Annotated in this window: 17 protein-coding genes; 7 read left to right on the plus strand and 10 right to left on the minus strand. The window is 68.8% G+C overall.

Annotated features, from left to right (window positions below):
• Positions 1–7: 7 nt before the first annotated feature.
• Complete coding sequence (locus AC0KS4_RS11825; protein ID WP_238955918.1) at positions 8–1,186, minus strand: acyl-CoA dehydrogenase family protein; 1,179 nt, start codon at positions 1,184–1,186, stop codon at positions 8–10.
• A 242-nt stretch (positions 1,187–1,428) separates the two neighbouring features.
• Here AC0KS4_RS11825 and AC0KS4_RS11830 point away from each other — a divergent pair, with 242 nt between their 5' ends.
• Entirely contained in the window at positions 1,429–1,593 is a 165-nt protein-coding gene (locus AC0KS4_RS11830; RefSeq protein ID WP_008257199.1) for a hypothetical protein, read from the plus strand.
• A gap of 19 nt (positions 1,594–1,612) precedes the next feature.
• On the opposite strand, the gene AC0KS4_RS11835 is transcribed toward AC0KS4_RS11830, so the two are convergent.
• Together AC0KS4_RS11835 and AC0KS4_RS11840 are read right to left on the minus strand one after the other, a co-directional pair.
• Complete coding sequence (locus tag AC0KS4_RS11835; protein WP_238955919.1) at positions 1,613–4,282, minus strand: FHA domain-containing protein; 2,670 nt, start codon at positions 4,280–4,282, stop codon at positions 1,613–1,615.
• 161 nt (positions 4,283–4,443) lie between these two features.
• Positions 4,444–5,499: an alpha/beta hydrolase gene (locus tag AC0KS4_RS11840; protein WP_238955920.1), complete on the minus strand. Its 1,056-nt coding sequence runs from the start codon at positions 5,497–5,499 to the stop codon at positions 4,444–4,446.
• A 197-nt stretch (positions 5,500–5,696) separates the two neighbouring features.
• On the opposite strand from AC0KS4_RS11840, the gene AC0KS4_RS11845 reads away from it, so the two are divergent.
• Entirely contained in the window at positions 5,697–6,542 is an 846-nt protein-coding gene (locus tag AC0KS4_RS11845; RefSeq protein WP_225328759.1) for an SDR family oxidoreductase, read from the plus strand.
• 134 nt (positions 6,543–6,676) lie between these two features.
• On the opposite strand, the gene mbp1 is transcribed toward AC0KS4_RS11845, so the two are convergent.
• Positions 6,677–6,910 carry a microaggregate-binding protein 1 gene (gene mbp1, locus AC0KS4_RS11850; protein ID WP_225328758.1) on the minus strand — a complete coding sequence of 78 codons (234 nt, stop codon included), beginning with the start codon at positions 6,908–6,910 and terminating at the stop codon, positions 6,677–6,679.
• Between the two features lie 184 nt (positions 6,911–7,094).
• On the opposite strand from mbp1, the gene AC0KS4_RS11855 reads away from it, so the two are divergent.
• The 3 genes from AC0KS4_RS11855 to AC0KS4_RS11865 all read left to right on the plus strand — a co-directional run bounded on the left by AC0KS4_RS11855 (position 7,095) and on the right by AC0KS4_RS11865 (position 10,115).
• Positions 7,095–7,529 (plus strand): nuclear transport factor 2 family protein, encoded by a 435-nt coding sequence (locus AC0KS4_RS11855; protein ID WP_225328757.1) that lies wholly within the window; start codon positions 7,095–7,097, stop codon positions 7,527–7,529.
• A 253-nt stretch (positions 7,530–7,782) separates the two neighbouring features.
• The gene (locus AC0KS4_RS11860) at positions 7,783–9,171 is read left to right on the plus strand and encodes a WS/DGAT/MGAT family O-acyltransferase (RefSeq protein ID WP_225328756.1); all 1,389 of its coding nucleotides are present in this window, start codon (positions 7,783–7,785) and stop codon (positions 9,169–9,171) included.
• A gap of 62 nt (positions 9,172–9,233) precedes the next feature.
• Complete coding sequence (locus AC0KS4_RS11865) at positions 9,234–10,115, plus strand: alpha/beta fold hydrolase (protein WP_225328755.1); 882 nt, start codon at positions 9,234–9,236, stop codon at positions 10,113–10,115.
• Positions 10,116–10,239: 124 nt separating this feature from the next.
• On the opposite strand, the gene AC0KS4_RS11870 is transcribed toward AC0KS4_RS11865, so the two are convergent.
• Genes AC0KS4_RS11870 through AC0KS4_RS11895 form a run of 6 tightly spaced genes read right to left on the minus strand, consistent with a single transcriptional unit; the run spans position 10,240 to position 15,632 of the window.
• Positions 10,240–11,001, minus strand: coding sequence for a hypothetical protein (locus tag AC0KS4_RS11870; protein ID WP_238955921.1), 762 nt, complete (start codon positions 10,999–11,001; stop codon positions 10,240–10,242).
• A gap of 14 nt (positions 11,002–11,015) precedes the next feature.
• Entirely contained in the window at positions 11,016–11,519 is a 504-nt protein-coding gene (locus AC0KS4_RS11875; RefSeq protein WP_225328773.1) for a nuclear transport factor 2 family protein, read from the minus strand.
• Positions 11,520–11,578: 59 nt separating this feature from the next.
• Complete coding sequence (locus AC0KS4_RS11880) at positions 11,579–12,370, minus strand: SDR family NAD(P)-dependent oxidoreductase (protein ID WP_238955922.1); 792 nt, start codon at positions 12,368–12,370, stop codon at positions 11,579–11,581.
• A 9-nt stretch (positions 12,371–12,379) separates the two neighbouring features.
• Positions 12,380–13,225, minus strand: a complete 846-nt coding sequence (locus AC0KS4_RS11885; protein ID WP_238955923.1) for a mycofactocin-coupled SDR family oxidoreductase — start codon at positions 13,223–13,225, stop codon at positions 12,380–12,382.
• The gene (locus AC0KS4_RS11890) at positions 13,222–14,025 is read right to left on the minus strand and encodes a mycofactocin-coupled SDR family oxidoreductase (RefSeq protein WP_238955924.1); all 804 of its coding nucleotides are present in this window, start codon (positions 14,023–14,025) and stop codon (positions 13,222–13,224) included. Before AC0KS4_RS11890 ends, AC0KS4_RS11885 begins: the two co-directional genes overlap by 4 nt.
• The gene (locus AC0KS4_RS11895; RefSeq protein WP_238955925.1) at positions 14,022–15,632 is read right to left on the minus strand and encodes a flavin-containing monooxygenase; all 1,611 of its coding nucleotides are present in this window, start codon (positions 15,630–15,632) and stop codon (positions 14,022–14,024) included. Before AC0KS4_RS11895 ends, AC0KS4_RS11890 begins: the two co-directional genes overlap by 4 nt.
• A gap of 130 nt (positions 15,633–15,762) precedes the next feature.
• Between AC0KS4_RS11895 and AC0KS4_RS11900 the strand changes: the two genes are divergently transcribed.
• Positions 15,763–16,041 carry a 2Fe-2S iron-sulfur cluster-binding protein gene (locus AC0KS4_RS11900; RefSeq protein ID WP_238955926.1) on the plus strand — a complete coding sequence of 93 codons (279 nt, stop codon included), beginning with the start codon at positions 15,763–15,765 and terminating at the stop codon, positions 16,039–16,041.
• Positions 16,042–16,132: 91 nt separating this feature from the next.
• Positions 16,133–17,317 (plus strand): acyl-CoA dehydrogenase family protein, encoded by a 1,185-nt coding sequence (locus AC0KS4_RS11905; RefSeq protein WP_238955927.1) that lies wholly within the window; start codon positions 16,133–16,135, stop codon positions 17,315–17,317.
• Positions 17,318–17,323: the final 6 nt, after the last annotated feature.

Raw genomic sequence — 17,323 nt, forward strand, 5'->3', positions numbered from 1 at the left:
CTCCGAGTCAGCGTCCATAAGAGGGCATCCCGTGCCCGCGCTGGGCGATGATGTCGCGAAGCACCTCGTTGGTACCCCCGCCGAAGCGCATCAGCGGGGCGGCCCGGTAGAGCCGCTCGAATTTGCCGGCCAGCGGGGCCTGCTCGCTGCGGTGCGCCAACAAGCCATCCGGGCCGAGGAGATCGAGCGCCAGAGCGGCGATGCGCTGCCGCAGCTCGCTGGTGAACACCTTTTCGACGCTGACTTCGACGGTCGGAATGACGCCGTTGTCGAGGATCGAGGCCGCCTCGTAGCCCATCAGGGTGGCCACCGCGACGTCGGCTTCGGCCTGCGCCAGCCGACGGCGAAGCGACGGGTCCTCGGCGGGCACCGTCCCGTCGCGCCGCGGACGCCGCGAAAGCTCGTGCAGTTCCTCGACGGCGCGGCGCAGGTCTCCGGCGTTGGTCAGCGCGCCGCGTTCGAGGTCGAGCGCGCCGGTGATGTAGGTCCAGCCGCGGTTGACTTCGCCGACGAGATTGGTGACCGGCACCCGCACGTCGCGGAATCCCACCTCGTTGGTGCGGTAGCCCGACCACGCGTAGAGCGGGCGGATTTCGACGCCGGGGCTGTCGATCGGGACGATGATGACCGAGATGCCGCGGTGGCGGGCACCGCTCGGATCGGTACGGACGCAGAGCCATTCATGCGTCGCCCGCTGCGCCCCGCTGTTCCAGATCTTGGTGCCGTTGATCACCCATTCCTCGGCGTCGCGGGTCGCGCTGGTCCGCAGGTTCGCCAGATCGGTGCCGGCCTCGGGCTCGGAATAGCCGACGGCACAGATCATTTCGCCGCGGGCGATCAGGGGCAGCCATTCGTTTTTGTTTCGTTCGGTGCCGTGCCGCATGATCATCGGCGCCACCGACGTGACGGTCAGGTCGGGGCCGGGCACGCCCCAGTATTCGAATTCGCTCATCAACAGGTGCAGGTGAATGGCACCGAGGCCCAGGCCCCCGTACTCGCGCGGCCAGTTCAGCCCGAACCAGCCCTTGGCGCCGATCTTGCGTCGAAACCGCGCCACTTCGCCGTCGGGAAACTCCAAGTCGTGCGCGGCGAGCTCCGCCCGCAGGGCCGGGGTGACGTTGCCGTGCAGAAATTCGCGGACCTCGGCCAGCCAGGCGCGCTGCCCGGCGTCGAGTTCGAAATCCATTCCGGCGCCTGTGCCTTTCTCGCAGCCTCGAGGCCTTACATCGGGCAGCGTCAGCGTAACGCCGCCGCGAGATCACGCGTGGCATTCTCCGGTGCGTCGGTCGCGAACGGCCGGGGTTCCGACTGTAAATCCGCTGTTAAGACCCGCCGACGCTCTGGCGGATTCGGCGAAAGGCTGCGAAAATTCTCGGATTGGTTGGTCGACGCGGACCAGGCACTCTGCCCCAGCCCGAGGGAGAAATCATGCCCACTGTTGAGACGCGCCTCCGCGAAGATTTGCGCAACTACGCCGTCGAGTTGAGGCAGCTGGCGTACACCCTTCCCCTGGGCGTAGGCGAGCACAATCTTTTGCAATTGTCCGATCGCATGCGCGCCGCGGCCGACCAAGTGGTCCGCAAGGGCGCCTGACGGACGCGGCCGCGCGCGATCACCCGCCCTTGAGGCGAATCTTCCAGCGCACGAAACCCAGATAGACGGCGCTGATGAGCGCCAGCATGCCGACGTCGAACCACCATGCGGCCGGCGTGTGCTGCCAGTGCGAATCCTTCGGGGTCAGGGGGCCCGGCACCAGCTTGGTCAGGTCGGCGGTGGACGCCGACGCCGCGAATCCCCATCGGGCGGGCGTGGCCCAGGCCATCTGATCCAGGCCCACCCGGCCGGTCACCGGGATCATCCCGCCGGAGAACACCAGCTGCGACATGACGGCCACCACCAGCAGGGGCATGATCTGCTCGTTGGACTTGGCGACCGCCGACAGCGCCAGCCCGAGCATGGCGGAGGCGACGCACGTCAGCGCGACGTCGACGAACAACTCCAGGGCGGGCTTGCCCAGCGCCACCGCGCCCTGGGTCGGCGCGCCCTTGCCGAGCACCGCGATGATGCTCACGATCGCCGACTGGACGATCGCGAACACCGTGTAGACGCACACCTTCGCCAACAGGTACGCCGACGTGGACAGGCCAACCGCCTGCTCGCGCAAGAAGATCGCGCGTTCGCCGATGAGGTCGCGGATGGTGAGCGCGGTGCCCATGAACACCGCGCCGACGTTCAGCAGCACCAGGATCTGGCCCGGCTCGTTGGGTGCCGCACCCATCGGGTTCGGGATGCCGAAGCCGACGTCGCCGGGCACCGACATCGACAGCGAACCCATGATGAACGGCAGCAACGCCAGGAAGACGAAGTAACCGCGGTCCGAGATGATCAGCCGCATCTGGCGCCGGGCGATCGTGGAGAACTGCCGGAACAGGCTGGTGTGTGAGGGGTCGCCCAGTTCGGCGGGTTTCTCCGCCGGCGGCGGCGCCGGGGCCGGGCCCGTGCGGGCCAGGTAGCGCGCCCGGGACCCGTCGGGGTCGTTGGCGACGGTGCTGAAGATGTCGGCCCAGTTGGTGGTGCCCATGGCGGGACCGATTTGGCTGGGCGGCCCGCTGAACGCCGTCTTGCCGCCGGGGGCGAGCAGGAGCACCTGGTCGCAGACGTCCAGGTAGGTCAGCGAGTGGGTGACGACGAGCACCACCCGGCCGGCGTCGGCCAGCTGCCGCAGCATGGTCATCACCTGCCGGTCCAGCGCCGGGTCCAGCCCGGATGTCGGCTCGTCGAGGATCAGCAGCGACGGCCCGGTGAGCAACTCCAGCGCCACCGAGGCGCGCTTGCGCTGGCCGCCGGACAGCTTGTCGACCCGCGTGTGCAGGTGCTGGGTCATCTCGAGTTCCTCGAGCACCCGGGCCACCACCTGGGCGCGGTCGTCCTTGGTCGTGTCCGGCGGCAGGCGCAGCTCGGCGGCGTACATCAATGCCTGCTGAACGGTCAGCTGCCCGTGCACCACGTCGTCCTGCGGCACCATCCCGATTCGGCTGCGCAGCGAGGCGTACTCGGCGTGGACGTTGTGGCCCTCGAACGCCACGGTGCCCGTGGTGGGGTGCGTGTACCCGGCGACCAGCCGCGCGAATGTCGATTTGCCGGCGCCGGACGGCCCGATGATCGCCGTCAACGTCCCGGGCAGCGCGGTCAGCGAGATGTTGTCCAGCAGCGTCTTGGTGTTCTCGATCGTCCAGGTCACCCCGCGCACGTCGAGGCCGCCGGTGCGCGTCTCGGTGGCGGTCTGGTCGCGGCGGGCCAGGGTGCCGCCGTGGAAGACGAGGTCGATGTTGCCGATCGTGACGACGTCGCCGTCGCGCAGCACGGCCGAATCGACCCGGGCGCCGTTGACGAACGTGCCGTTGATGCTGCGGTTGTCGTGGATCTCGGTGCCACCGGGCGCCGGGATCAGGGTGGCGTGGTGGCGTGACGCGAGGACCTCGGGGATGACGATGTCGTTGTCGTTGGCGCGGCCGATCGTGATCGCGCCCGGTGTCGACTCCAGCCCGGCCTTGCCCGGCCGCAGGATCTTCATCATCGAGGTCGCGATGTTCGACGAGTCACCGCCGATCCGGCCCGTCTGGGATGCCGCCGGCTGCGCGGTGGTGGGCGGGGCCGCGTGCGTCGACGGCGCCCGGTAGATCTGCGGTGCGGGCTGGGCTGCGCTGGGCGGCGCGGCGAGGGGGCCGCTGGTCGGATAGCGGGGCTGCGGGCCCGACGGCTGGCTCGGGGTGGGCCCGCTGGGCGGCTGGCTGGGCTGTGTTGCGGTGGGCGGATGGGCCGGGTGACGGAACGAGGCCGACGCCGGCTGCTGCGGCTGGGCGGGGTGGTGGGTGCCGGTGGGCGGGCCGTGCGGCGCCCCCACCAGTGGCGCGCTGGACGTGCCGACGATCGGTATCGACGTCGTCAGGGGCGGCCGCCCCGCCGAACCCTGGTGACGGCCGACCTCGAAGGTCAGCGCCGGGCCGTCCGGATTGCCGACGTTGACGCGCTGCCCGTCCTGGATGTCGATGACCGGGACGCGGCGGTTGTTTACGTAAAGGCCGTTGAGGCTGCCGTTGTCGACGGCGATCCATCGGCCCTGGTCGTACCTCACGATGAGGTGGGTGCGGGAGATCAGGGGGTGGGCGACGCGGACGTCCGCGCGAAGGTCACGCCCGATCACTACGTCGTTGCCTGGCGCGAAGGTGCGTTCGGCTCCCTCGTACCGCACGGTCAGCGCAGGCGGGGCTGGTGGGCTCATCAGGACCAACTGTAACGGCAGCGGCGCGACTTACGCGCTGCGTCCCGTCCCCGGCCATCGCCGCCGGCCGGCACCGGCAGCGTGTGGCAACCGCAGCCACCGCGACCGAGGATGGACACCGTCCATCGAATCAGACTGCGGCACAATTACTTTCGTCGTCTTCAACCGGCCGCCGCGGCGCTGCGCAGGCGGCGCGCGTTTCGGACCTTTCTCCGGACCGCGTCCCTGACCGGGGTGACGTCTTTGACGAAGTCCCCGAGGTATTTGATGGCGCGGCGCCCCTCCGGCAAGATGTCGGCGGCCAGCGGGAAGTCGTGAATTTGGCCGTCCCAGAGGTGCAGATCGCACCGGATCCCGCTGGCTTCCAGGCGCTTCGCCATCAGTTCGGCGTCGGCGAGCAACAATTCGTCCGAGCTTGCGTGGATGGTCACCGGCGGCAACGACGACAGGTCGGCATCCACGGGCGAGGCGACCGTGGACTCGCCCCGGCCTTCGACGACCTGCGCATCGCCGAGGTACTGAGCGAACCTCGAGAAGGCGCGGCGGGTGAACATCGAGCACTTGCGTGCGTTGCGGTGCTTGAGCTTTCGTTCCGGGTCCGCGTCGGTGAACGGCGAGATGGTCGCAACCCCGGCCGGCTCCATGACGTCGTCGCGAATCGCCGACAGCGTGGTCATGAACGCCAGGTATCCCCCGGCCGAGTCGCCGGCCACGACGACCCGGTCGCCGTCGTAGCCGCGGTCCTGCAGCCACCGCAGGCCGCTGATCCCGTCGTCGATGGCATCGGTGATCTGATGCGCGGGCAGCTTCCGGTACGCGACGGCGAGCACGGCGGCGTCGGCCTCCTTGGACAAGCGAGTCACCATCGAGCGATGCGTGTTGAGGCCGCAGGTGAGGAACGCGCCGCCGTGCAGATAGAGGATGGCCCGGTCCCCCGAGACGCCGGGAGCGCGGACCCACTCGGCGGCGCAGTGCTCGAGACGAACCGGTTCGGTGCTCGCCCCGGAGCCGAGGCGGGGAAACATCCCGGCGAAATCGTCGACGTACTCGAGCGGCCAGTGCAGGTTGGGCGTCATGGCCCAGGCGCGCACGGCGTTCTTCACGATCAGGCGGCTGGCGAACGAGACGGCAACCGACTGCGGGCTATGCCGATGATGCATGCGCCGCGTCGTCGCCACGCTCGGCAATATGCGGGCCGGATCGATTGTGCTCACCATGTGTCATCAACTCCTCAAGTGGACACCGGATACCCGGCATACCGGCCGATGCAGCGCGCAGCAAACGTCGCATACGTCACTGTTTGCTGGCCGCAGAGATGGGTACCACTGCCTGATCCCGTTTGCGGTTGTCGCGCGGGCCGATCGGGGCCGGACCGGGTGTGGGCCGGCCCGCCGAGTGGCCCAAGATATGAGCGATGACACACGCACAGCATCCGGACCTGTTGCTGGCCGGCCGGGTGGCGGTCGTGACGGGCGGTGGCGGCGGTATCGGCGCGGCCACCGCGCGGCTCTTCGCCCGCCACGGCGCCCACGTCGTGATCGCGGATATCGACGGCGAGCTGGCCGATGCGACCGCCGACGCCATCACGGCCTCCGGCGGGTCCGCGCGGGCGGTCATCACCGACGTCCGGGCCCCCGACCACGTCACCCGCCTGGCCCGAACGGTGCTGGATGGGTATGGCCGGGTCGACGTGCTGGTCAACAACGTGGGCCACTGGCTGCGCCACCCCGGGAACTTCGCCGACACCGACCCGCAGCTCTGGGATGAGCTCTACCGAATCAACCTGCACCACGTTTTCCTGCTCACGCGGGCGTTCCTGCCCGCCATGGTGGACCGGCACGCCGGCGCGATCGTGAACGTCTCGTCGGTCGAGGGGCTGCGCGGTTACCCGGAGGATCCGGTGTATGCCGCGTTCAAAGCCGGCCTGATCGCGTTCACTCGGAGCCTCGCCGTGCAAGTGGGCATCCACGGCGTGCGGGTCAACGCGATCGCGCCCGACGTCACCGAGTCCCTTCAAGTGCCCTACTCGCAATGGCTTTCGCCCGAGGAGCAGACGCGATGGCCGCAGTGGGTGCCGGTCGGTCGGATGGGCGTGCCCGAGGATCAGGCCAACGTGATCCTGTTTCTGGCCTCGGACCTGTCGTCGTTCGTCACGGGCCACACCATTGCGACCGACGGCGGCACCGGCGCGGCCGGCGGATGGTTCCGCTCGGCACGCCGGCCCGGCCGCGAGTGGACGAATCGGCCCGTCGACCCCTGAGGGTCTTTCGTACGCCGCCGGCCTCGAAGCGCTTGTGCGGGACGGAATCCGGCTTGATCGCCGATGATCGTCACCGGATGCCGTCGATCACCGCGTTGCCGGGCGGCGGGTCGCGAAGCGTCGCGGGACCGCCGCTATTGTTCGGCTTTCTGGCGAGCTTCGTTGATCTCGGCGGCCTTTCGGGCGCTTTCGGCCTCGGCCTCCTTCTTGGCGGCCTCGCGCTGCGCGTCGGCCTTGTCCTGCTGGGCCTGGCCTTCGCGCATCAGGTCGTCACGTCCGGCGACCGCGCCGGCGACTTCCTTCACCTTGCCCTTGACTCCCTCGACGACGCCCTTGATGGCTTCCTCGGGACCGCTCTTGTCCGACATAGGTACTCCCTCCGTGTCGTGCGTCTTGCTCAGCACTTATTGCCCAACCGGCCGGCTCCCAAAACCTCGGAGTAGCCTTCGCCACAGCGGCGATGCGGCGGGCGGGCGAGACCGCGGGCAGCTCCGTTTAATTGCCTTGCCGTTCAGGATGTTTGGCAAGGGACCGGCGGGAGGAGCCGTAACAGTGGAAATGTGGGAGCTGGTGGCCCGCGAGCAGATCCGCGACACCTTGGCGCGCTACAACTGGTCCGGCGACGCCGGTGCGCTCGACGCCCTCGCGGAGACATTCTGCTCGGACGGTGTCCTCGAGATACGGGGATTCGACCCACTGCGCGGGCGATCGGCGATCGCGGAGTTCCTGGGCGGTGTCACCGGAAACCTCGCCGTCGACGTGGGCGTCAAACCCCTTGTGCGCCACAACGTCGCCAACGTGTCGTTCACCGAGCTGGCACCCGGCCAGGCGCGCGTCAGGTCGTACTTCACCGTGGTCACCCATATCGGCCTCGACCATTGCGGCCGCTACCGCGACATCCTGGTGCCCGAGGACGACACCTGGCTGATCAAGCACCGCCAGGTGTCGACCGACTGGGCAGCGCCCGACTCGGCGATGGCCCGCTAGCACTCCGCGACGTCGTCGTCTCGGCCTGGTCAAAGACTTTGGCCGCGTGGCGTTTTCGTATCGCACCGGGACGCCGGGGGGCGGCTTCGAACACTGTGCCGGCGAGATGTTTGCCGAAAGCCCCTCACCGGCTACAGATAAATGTCACACCAACACATTGCGGTCGCACCGAGCGGGCGTCCCGTCAGCGGGCCTGGGATGACCGATGGTCATGTGACCAGCGGTCAGAGCCACATACAAGAGACGAGCAGATATGCAACGACTCAGCGGGCTAGATGCGTTCTTCTTGTACCTCGAATCACCGACGCAGCCGTTGAATGTTTGCTGCGTCCTGGAGCTCGACCCGACGACCGCGCCGGGCGGGTATAGCTTCGCGCGTTTTCGTGAAGCGCTGGCGGAGCGGGTTGACGCCGTGCCGGAATTCCGCCTCAAGCTGGCCGACAACCAACTGAACTTCGACCATCCGGTCTGGGTGGACGACGACCGGTTCGATCTGGCTCGCCACCTACACCGCGTCGCCCTGCCCTCGCCCGGCGGACCCGAAGAACTGGCGGATATCTGCGGCCACGTCGCCGGGCTTGCGCTCGATCGCGATCGTCCGCTGTGGGAAATGTGGGTGCTCGAAGGCCTGCGCGGCGACGCGCTGTCCGTCGTCCTCAAGGCCCACCACGCGGTGGTCGATGGCGTGGGCGGTGCCAACCTGCTCGCGCAGTTGTGCAGCGCCGCGCCCGACGGCCCGCCGCCGAAACCGGCCGCCCGCACCGGCGCGGCGAATCCCCTGCAGATCGCCGCCAGCGGTCTGATCGGGGCGGCGTTGCGGCCGTGGCGCCTGGCCAGGGTGGTGCCGGCCACGGCGCTGACGCTGGCGCAGACGGTCCTGCGCGCCCGCGGCGGCGGCCACACGATGGCGGCCCCGTTCGCGGCGCCGCCGACGGCGTTCAACGGCCGTTTCACCCGGCGCCGCAACGTCGCCCTGGCCGGCGTGGACCTCGACGACATCAAAACCGTCAAAGCGCGGTTCGGGGTGACCGTCAACGACGTGGTGACGGCGATGTGTGCGGGGGCGCTGCGGCAGTTCTTTCTGGACCGCCACGCCCTACCGGCCATCCCTCTGGTCGCCAGCGTGCCGGTGTCCGTCCGCGGCAAGTCGTCGCGGCCGGGCCGCAACCAGACGACCTGGATGCTGTGCCGGCTCGAAACCCACATCGCCGACCCCGTCGAACGACTCACCAGCATTGCCGCCGGGAACGCCGCGGCCAAGGACCACGCCGCGGCGATGGGCCCGTCGCTGCTGCAGGACTGGACGCAAGTGGCCGGGCAGACCATGTTCGGCGCCGCGATGAAATTGCTGCCCCGCATCCCGCTGCCCGAGAAGCCGCCGCACAACCTGGTGATGTCGAACGTGGCCGGGCCACGAGACCAGCTCTACTTCCTGGGTTGCCGGCTCGACGCGATGTACCCGCTGGGTCCGATCATCGCCGGCGCCGGGCTCAATATCACCGTGATGTCGCTGGGGGGCCGTCTCGGCGTCGGCATCATTTCCTGCCCCGATCTCGTGCCCGACCTGTGGGACCTGGCCGACGCGTTCCCCGCCGCCCTCAAAGAGCTGATCAATTCGAGCGCGCCGGTCCGCGGAACCTGACCGCCGCCCGTTCAGCGGAACCCTTCCCCATCCCGCCGCCGCGGCATGGCAGGGTGACATCCGTGGCAGACACTTTTGGACAGACGACCATCGCAGAGCACGACCTGCGTGAAATCAGCACGGAAAAGGGCGCTTTGCGCTACTACGACAGCGGGGGCGGCGATTCCGCCCCGGTGCTGCTGTTCCTGCACGGCTCGGGGCCCGGTGTCACCGGGTGGCGCAACTTCCGCGGGGTGCTGCCGGCCTTCGCCGAGCGGTTCCGCTGTCTGATCCTGGAATTCCCGGGGTTCGGGGTCAGCGACGACTTCGGCGGCCACCCGATGGTGACCGCGTTCGGCACCGTATCGCCATTGTTGGACGCGCTCGGCGTCGCCAAGGTGCACATCGTCGGCAACTCGATGGGCGGCGGTGTGGGCATCAACTTCGCCACCCACAATCCCGACCGCGTCGATCGGCTGGTGACCATCGGTGGGATCGGCACCAACATCTTCAGCCCTAGCCCCAGCGAAGGCATCCGGCTGCTGCAGGAATTCGTCGAAGACCCGACCCGGCAACGCCTGGTCGACTGGCTCAAATCGATGGTCTACGACCAGGGGCTGGTCACCGAGCAGCTGATCGAGGAGCGCTGGCAGCTGGCCACGGACCCCGACACCCTGGCCGCGGCGCGACGCATGTACGGCAAGGCGGCGTTCGCCGGGATGAACGCCGCGCTGGCCGCCTCCGACCGGCCGCTGCCGTGGGCGACCATGCACAAGCTCACCGCGCCCACCCTGCTGACCTGGGGGCGCGACGACCGGGTGAGCCCGCCCGATATGGCCCTCATCCCGATGCGCACCATTCCCAACGCGGAGCTGCACATCTTCCCCAACTCGGGGCACTGGGCGATGATCGAGGCCAAGGAGGCGTTCGAAAGCACCGTGCTGGCGTTCCTCTCACGCGGCTAACGCAGGACCGTCCTCGTCACCGGGTGGCGGCCCCGAAGCGGCCGGCGGCCTGGGCTCACCGTCGCCGTCAGCCACCATCGACCTCCGCTCGCGTGCCGTCCGCCACTCCGCCACGATGAGCGAGTCACCAGTCCTGCCACGGGATTATCGTGCGCAGCGGTGTGCTGATCACGACGTCACCGGAGGCCGCCGAGTCCGGTAGACGCATATCTGTGGCGCCGACACGATCACGAATCCGGCTCGAGGTCGCCACGGGCTCGTCGTCGAGGTAGAGCAAGCGGATCCGCAGCGCGCCACGGTCGGCCACCGGGTCGAGGGCCCGAAGTCCAAGTCCGTTGCCTTGGTGGCGGTCGAGCGAAAATGTCCACACCCCAGCCACTCCCGGAATGTCGAGCAATGCCGGAATCAACACCCGATCCTCCCAGCGGTGGTGCTCGTGCGTGTCAGCGCCCAACGGATCGGTGAACCGCGTCATGCTCAGGTGCAGCCCGCGGTTGGGGCGGTAGGGAATGACCTGCGGCGACACCAACGACGATGCCGCGGCATAACCCTTGACGGGCCGGAAGAAAGCCAGCAGCGTTCGGCGCACTCCGGCGATCATGGGTCCCCGGCCCCACTCGAACGAGTCGCGTCCGAGTCGCTCCCACTCCCGTACCGATCGCTCGACCGGTTCCCGAAACCAGTACATGGCAACGTAGTCGGTTGCCGCATGCTCGGGGCCGGCGACCGATTCGGCGCGGCATCCGGCGGTGCGAGCCCACCGGTCTCCCCACGCGACGCCCGGCAGTGCCAGGTTCTCCGGTCGATGGTCGAGTTGATGCCACTCGTTGTAGCGGCGGTGCGCTTCGGGCTCCGGGTTGTCCAGCGCGACAAACGAAAAGAACACCAACGGGCAATCCTTCACGTCTCCTCCACACCTAGCGTCGGCGCCGTCGCACCCGCCAGGCCTGCGGTGAGCAAGGCGTGGGCGCCGGGATTACCATTGAGGACACGGCTCGTACGCTTGGTGATCCGCCAACGATTCTCGATGCGCCGCAACTCGAAATGGTTTGCCGTGCAACGCCATACGCGATAGCCCTCGCCGTCACGCACGAGGACCAGCGATTCGCTGACCGCCACTGCCGAATCTCCCGTGACCGTCACGACCGCCGGTCCGAGGAAGTGGCAGCAGCCATCACCCACCAGCTTCCGATGCGAGGCCGAGCTCACCATGGCGTGCACGTCGGCCTGGCTGTGCATCTGCCAACCCTCGACGTCGTAGCCGCCGTCGGCCGCCCAGAGCCGCGCCGCGGCGTCGGCATCCCCGGCGTCCACCGCCGGACCGTAGGACGCGATCAATCGGGCGATGTCGCGTTCGTCCTCGAGCCGGCATAGCCGCGTCAACAGTTCGTCGGCGTCGATCACCGTCGCTCCTTCCAGTCGATCGGCCAGGGAGGGCACCTCCGTGCCCACACCGGGGCAAATTACTTCTGGCCCAGGAGTTCCTGCACGGTTCTGTGGGCGCCCAGGACGATCGCGGCGCGGTCCGGTCCGCTGCCCCGCTGCACCGCGGCCGCGTTGCCGCCCGCGATGAACACCGGGCCGTTGGCCAGGTTCTCCAATCCCTCGCGGGCCACGTCAACCGGTTCGGAGACCGACAGCCCCGGCACATCGAACTTCAGGCCGACCCGGGCCATGGCCGGCGTGCGCGTCACACCCAGCACCAGTTCCAGCACGTCGACACCGTGCTCGCGCAGCTCCAGCCAGAGGCTCTCGGCGAAGAGGCGGCTGAAGGCCTTCACGCCGGTGTAGACCGATTGGCGCATCGAACCGTGGGTCGCCGCCATCGAGCCGACCACCAATATGCCGCCGCGGCCGCGGGACCGCATCGGCCGGCCAAAGTGCTGCACGAGTTGCAGCATCCGCGTCACGTTGAGGTCGATCACCCGGCCGAAGTCGCTGAGCTCGGCGTCCAGGAACCGCTCGCTGCAGGTGTTGGCGCCGGCGTTGTAGATCAACAGGCCGACCTCAATGTCCGTGGTCTGCGCGGTGACTCGCGAGACCGCATCGGGGTCCAGCAGATCGAGGGCCAACGTGCGCACCTGCGCGCCGATCTCACGGCACTGCCGCGCCGTGTCCTGCAGCGGTCCCGGCTTACGAGCGATCAGCACCAGGCCGAACCCGTCACCGGCCAAGCGCTTTGCGAACTCGGCACCCACCCCTTCCGAACCGCCCGCGATCAACGCCCACGGCCCGTACTTCGCAATGTCGGTCACGGATCCTCCTTATTTTCCGGTGGCGCCCGCGTCGACGGGCAGGGTGATCGCGGTGATGTAGCGCGCCTCGTCGGAGGCCAGAAACAGCGCGGCGTTGGCGACGTCGATCGGGTCGATCCACGGCACCGCAAGCATGTTCATCGAACGAGCGGCGTCGGCGAATTCGGCGCGCGTGGGCGGCCGGTCCAGGTCCGGGCGAAATGCGCTGCTGACGAACTCATTGTGGATCATCGGCGTGTCGACGTTGGTCGGGTTGATGCAGTTGACGCGAACATTGTGCGGCGCAAGCTCACTAGCCAACGAGCGCATCAGGCCGACCACGCCGTGTTTGGCGGCCGTGTAGTGCGCGACGCCGACCAGCCCACGCAGCCCGGCGATGGAGCTCGTCAGGATCACCGAGCCGGCACCGCGGGCGATGAGGTGGGGAGCGCCGGCGCGGCAGGTGTGCCAGACTCCGGTGAGGTTGACGTCCAGCATGGTGCGCCAGGCGTTTTCGTCCAGGTCGACCGCCAGGCCGCGCGACGTGATCCCCGCGGTCGCGCACACCACGTCCAGGCCGCCGAACCGCTCGGCGCCTCGGTCGGTGGCGGCCCGCAGGCCGGCGAGGTCGCGGACGTCGACGATGTCGGTGTGCACCCGGCCGCCGGCCTCGCGGACCAGCGACGCGGTGGTGTCGAGGTCGTCCGGGGTGCTGTGCGGGACGATCACCGTGTCGATCGGGCCGCACACGTCGAGCGCGACGATGTCGGCGCCCTCCTGCGCGAACCGCACCGCCTGCGCGCGACCGATCCCCCGCGCCGCGCCGGTGATCAGGGCGACCTTGCCTTGGAGTCGCGCGCGGGGGGTCGCCCTCATGTCGTCTTCTGGGTCAGGCCGGCATCGACGACGAGCTGTGTGCCGGTGATGTAGCGGGCCTCATCCGAGGCCAGGAACAGCACGGCGTTGGCGATGTCGACGGGCTCGACCCACGGCACCGGAAGCAGGTTGCGGGCGCGCAGCACTTCGGCGGCGTCGGCCTCCGTCGGGTTGGCCAGGTCCGGTCGCAACCGCCGAAAGGTGGCCTCGTTAAGCACCATTGGGGTGGCGACCGGGCCGGGGTGCACGGTGTTGACCCGAATGCCGCGGGGCCCGAGCTCGTTGGCGAGCGTGCGGGCCAGTCCCACGACCGCGTGCTTGCTGGCGGTGTAGTGGGCGGTGTTGGGCAGGCCGCGAATGCCGCTGGTGGAGCTGATGATGACGACGGAGCCGCCGTCGGTGCCGATATGCGGCACGCCGGCCCTGACGGTGTGCCAGACGCCGGTGAGGTTGATGTCCAGCGTGCGCTGCCACACCTGCGGGTCGAGTTCCCAGGACGGCGCGCCCGGCAGGTGGACGCCGGCGTTGGCGACGATGACGTCGAGGCGGCCCAGCTCGGCGACGCCGGCATCGATGGCGGTGGTGACGGCCCCGAGGTCGGTGACATCGGCCAAGCCGGTCACGCATCGCCGACCGCGGTCGGCGACTTCCCTTGCGGCGCCCTGCAATTCGTCGGCCACCGCGGGCGCGTCGAGCGCGATCACATCGGCGCCCTCGTCGGCGAAGCGCTGACAGTGCACCCGCCCGGTTCCTTTGGCGGCGCCGGTGACGACGACAACCGTGTCCAGCAATCCCGTCATCGTTCGATCAGATCGAAGCCGCGGTAGCCGGCGTCGGCGACCTCGGCGCAGATGTCGTTGTACGCGGCGAAGCCCCCGACGAACAGCATGAAGCCCCGCGGCTTTCCCGGCACGTTCGCGCCCATGTACCACGAGTTCGCCTTGGTGAACAACGTCGTCTCGGCCCGGCGGGCGCATTCGGCGCCCCAGGCGTCCACGCTGTCGACCTTGGCTTCGATTGCGGCGTAACCGTGCTCGTCGAGGAACGCGATGGCCTCGGCGATCCAGTTCACCTGGGCTTCGGCATGCAGCACCATGTTCGCCAGCACGGCGGGCGCCCCCGGGCCCGAGATCAGGAACATGTTGGGGAACCCGTCGACGCCCAGCCCCAGATAGGTGCGGGGTCCGTGTGCCCAGTCGTCGCGCAGGGCGGTGCCGCGGCGTCCGACGATGTCGATCCTGCCCAACGCCCCGGTCATCGCGTCGAAACCCGTTGCCAGCACGATCATGTCGACGTCGTAGTGGGTGTCGGTGGTGTTGATGCCGGTGGTGTCGACGGATTCGATGGGGGTGGCGCGGACGCTGATCAGCGACACGTTCGGCCGGTTGAAGGTCTGGAAGTAGTTGCTGTCGGTGCAGATTCGCTTGGTGCCGATGGGGTGGTCGTTGGGGATCAGTAGGTCGGCGACGGCCGGGTCGTTGATGATCGCCCGGACTTTCTCCTCGTAGAATTTGCGGGCCTCTTCGTTGGCCTCCAGATCGGTCATCTGGTCCGGGAAGGTCTTCGAGAACAGCACACCGCCCAGCTGCCACCGCTTTTCGAACGCCGCTCGGCGCTCCTCGGGCGTGAACTGCATGGTCGGCTTCGGGGCGGTGAGGTGCGGTGAGCCGCCGCCGCTGCGCCACGACAGCGCGCGCCGCTGCGCATATTCCGCCTTGATTTCGTCGAGCTCTGCGGCCGTCAACGGCCTGTTGCCCGCCGGGACACTGTAATTGGGGGTGCGCTGGAAGACGTAGAGGTGCGCGGCCTGCTCGGCGATGATCGGGATCGATTGGATGCCAGAGGATCCGGTGCCGATGACGGCCACCCGTTTGCCGCGGAAGTCGACGGGGTCGTGGGGCCATTGGGCGGTGTGGTAGATCTCGCCGCCAAAGGTGTCCAGGCCGTCGAAGTCCGGGGTCAGTGCGGCCGACAACGGGCCGGTGGCCATCAGACAGAACCCCGCCGAGATCGTCTGTCCGGCATCGGTGGTGATCGTCCAGCGCAGCGTGGCCTCGTCGAGCGTCGCCGAGACCACCCGGGTGCGTAGCGCGATGTCGCGGCGCAGGTCGAGTTTGTCGGCGGCCCAGTTCAGATACTCGAGGATCTCGGCCTGGGTGGCATAGCGTTCGGTCCAGTTCCATTCCTGCTGTAGTTCGTCGGAGAACGAGTAGCAGTAATCGACGCTCTCGACGTCGCAGCGCGCGCCGGGATAGCGGTTGTAGTACCAGGTGCCGCCGATCTCGGGCGCGGCTTCCAGCACTCGCACCGACAGGCCCCGGCCGCGCAGCGTGTGCAGGGCGTAGAGGCCGGCGAAGCCGGCGCCGACCACGACGACATCGACGGACTGTTGGCCGGGATCGCTCACAAGTACTCACCGTAAGGCCTGCGGCATCGCGACCCGCTCCCCCTCCCGGTCACCGGACGCTTGAGGCGAGTTTTCCCGGCCACCGGGCGCGGGCGTCCGCCATCCCGGCGCCCCGGCCGATGATCGGCCGATGGCGGAAGTCGCACACGTCGAAGTCGATCTCGACGGTCGTCGGCATCGTTTGCGCTGGCCGTGCGGTCAGACGCTGGTCGAGACAATGCTCGACGCGGGGATCGCGGTGCCCCACTCGTGCCGGGAAGGCCGCTGCGGTTCGTGCGTGGCGACCGTCGTCACGGGCGAGGTGGCCATGGCCCCGTGCGACGTCCTGGGCCCGGAAGATCTCGAAGACGGCCTGATTCTCGCCTGCCAGGCGCGGCCGGCCGGCACCGATGTTCGGGTCGAATTTTGACAACCGCCGTGTCCGCTCATCGGGATTTCCTTTGGGACTGGCCCCCACTGCGGTAGACCATTACTAAGCCCCCACACGTAAGGACAACGATATGAGCGACCGGGTAATCGACCGGGTAGTGGCGATGGCCGATCAGTTGCGCGACCAGGCCGCCGAAGCCGAACAACTCGGCCGGCTGACCGACGACACCGTCAAGCTGATGAAGGGCGCCGGCCTGATCCGGCTGCTGCAGACCAAGCAATACCAGGGCTTCGAGGTCCACCCCCGCGAGTTCGCCGAAACGACCATGGCGACCGCGGCGCTGGATCCCGCCGCCGGCTGGATCGTCGGCGTGGTGGGTGTGCATCCCTACCAGCTGGCCTACGCGGACCCCAAGGTCGCCGCCGAAATCTGGGCCGACGACGTCGACACCTGGATGGCCTCCCCGTACGCGCCGCAGGGCGTGGCCAAACCGGTCGACGGCGGCTACCTCTTCAACGGGCGCTGGCAGTTCAGCTCGGGCACCGATCACTGCGACTGGATCATCCTGGGGGCCATGCTCGGCGACGACAAGGGCGTCCCGTTGATGCCGCCACAGATGCTGCACATGATTCTGCCGCGCAAGGACTACGAGATCGTCGAGGACTCGTGGAATGTGGTGGGGCTGCGGGGAACCGGTTCCAAGGACGTCATCGTCAAAGACGCGTTCGTCCCCGCCTACCGGACCATGGACGCGGCGAAGGTGATGGACGGCACCGCCCAGCGCGAGGCCGGCATGACCGAACCGCTGTACCTGATGCCGTGGTCGACGATGTTCCCGCTTGGCATCTCGGCGGCCACCATCGGCATCGCCGAGGGCGCGCTGGCCGCGCACCTGGATTATCAGCGGGGTCGGGTCGGCGCGACCGGCACCGCGATCAAGGACGACCCCTACGTGATGCACGCGATCGGCGAGGCCGCCGCCGACATCAACGCCGCCCGCCAGGAGCTGCTGGCCAACGCCGACCGCATCTACGACATGGTCGCGGCCGGCAAGGAGGCGTCGTTCGCCGACCGCGCGGCCGGGCGCCGCACCCAGGTTCGCGCGGTGTGGCGCGCGGTCTCGGCCGTCGACGAGATCTTCGCCCGCTCCGGCGGCAACGCGGCCCGGATGGACAAGCCGCTGCAACGCTATTGGCGTGACGTGCACGTCGGACAGATGCACGCCATCCATGTGCCCGGCACCACCTATCACGCGGCGGCGCTGAGTTCGATCGGCATCGACCCGCCCGAGGGCCCGCTGCGGGCCCTGATCTGAGGAGCT

The sequence above is a fragment of the Mycobacterium sp. NTMscope_MAC_12 genome (assembly GCF_976985675.1).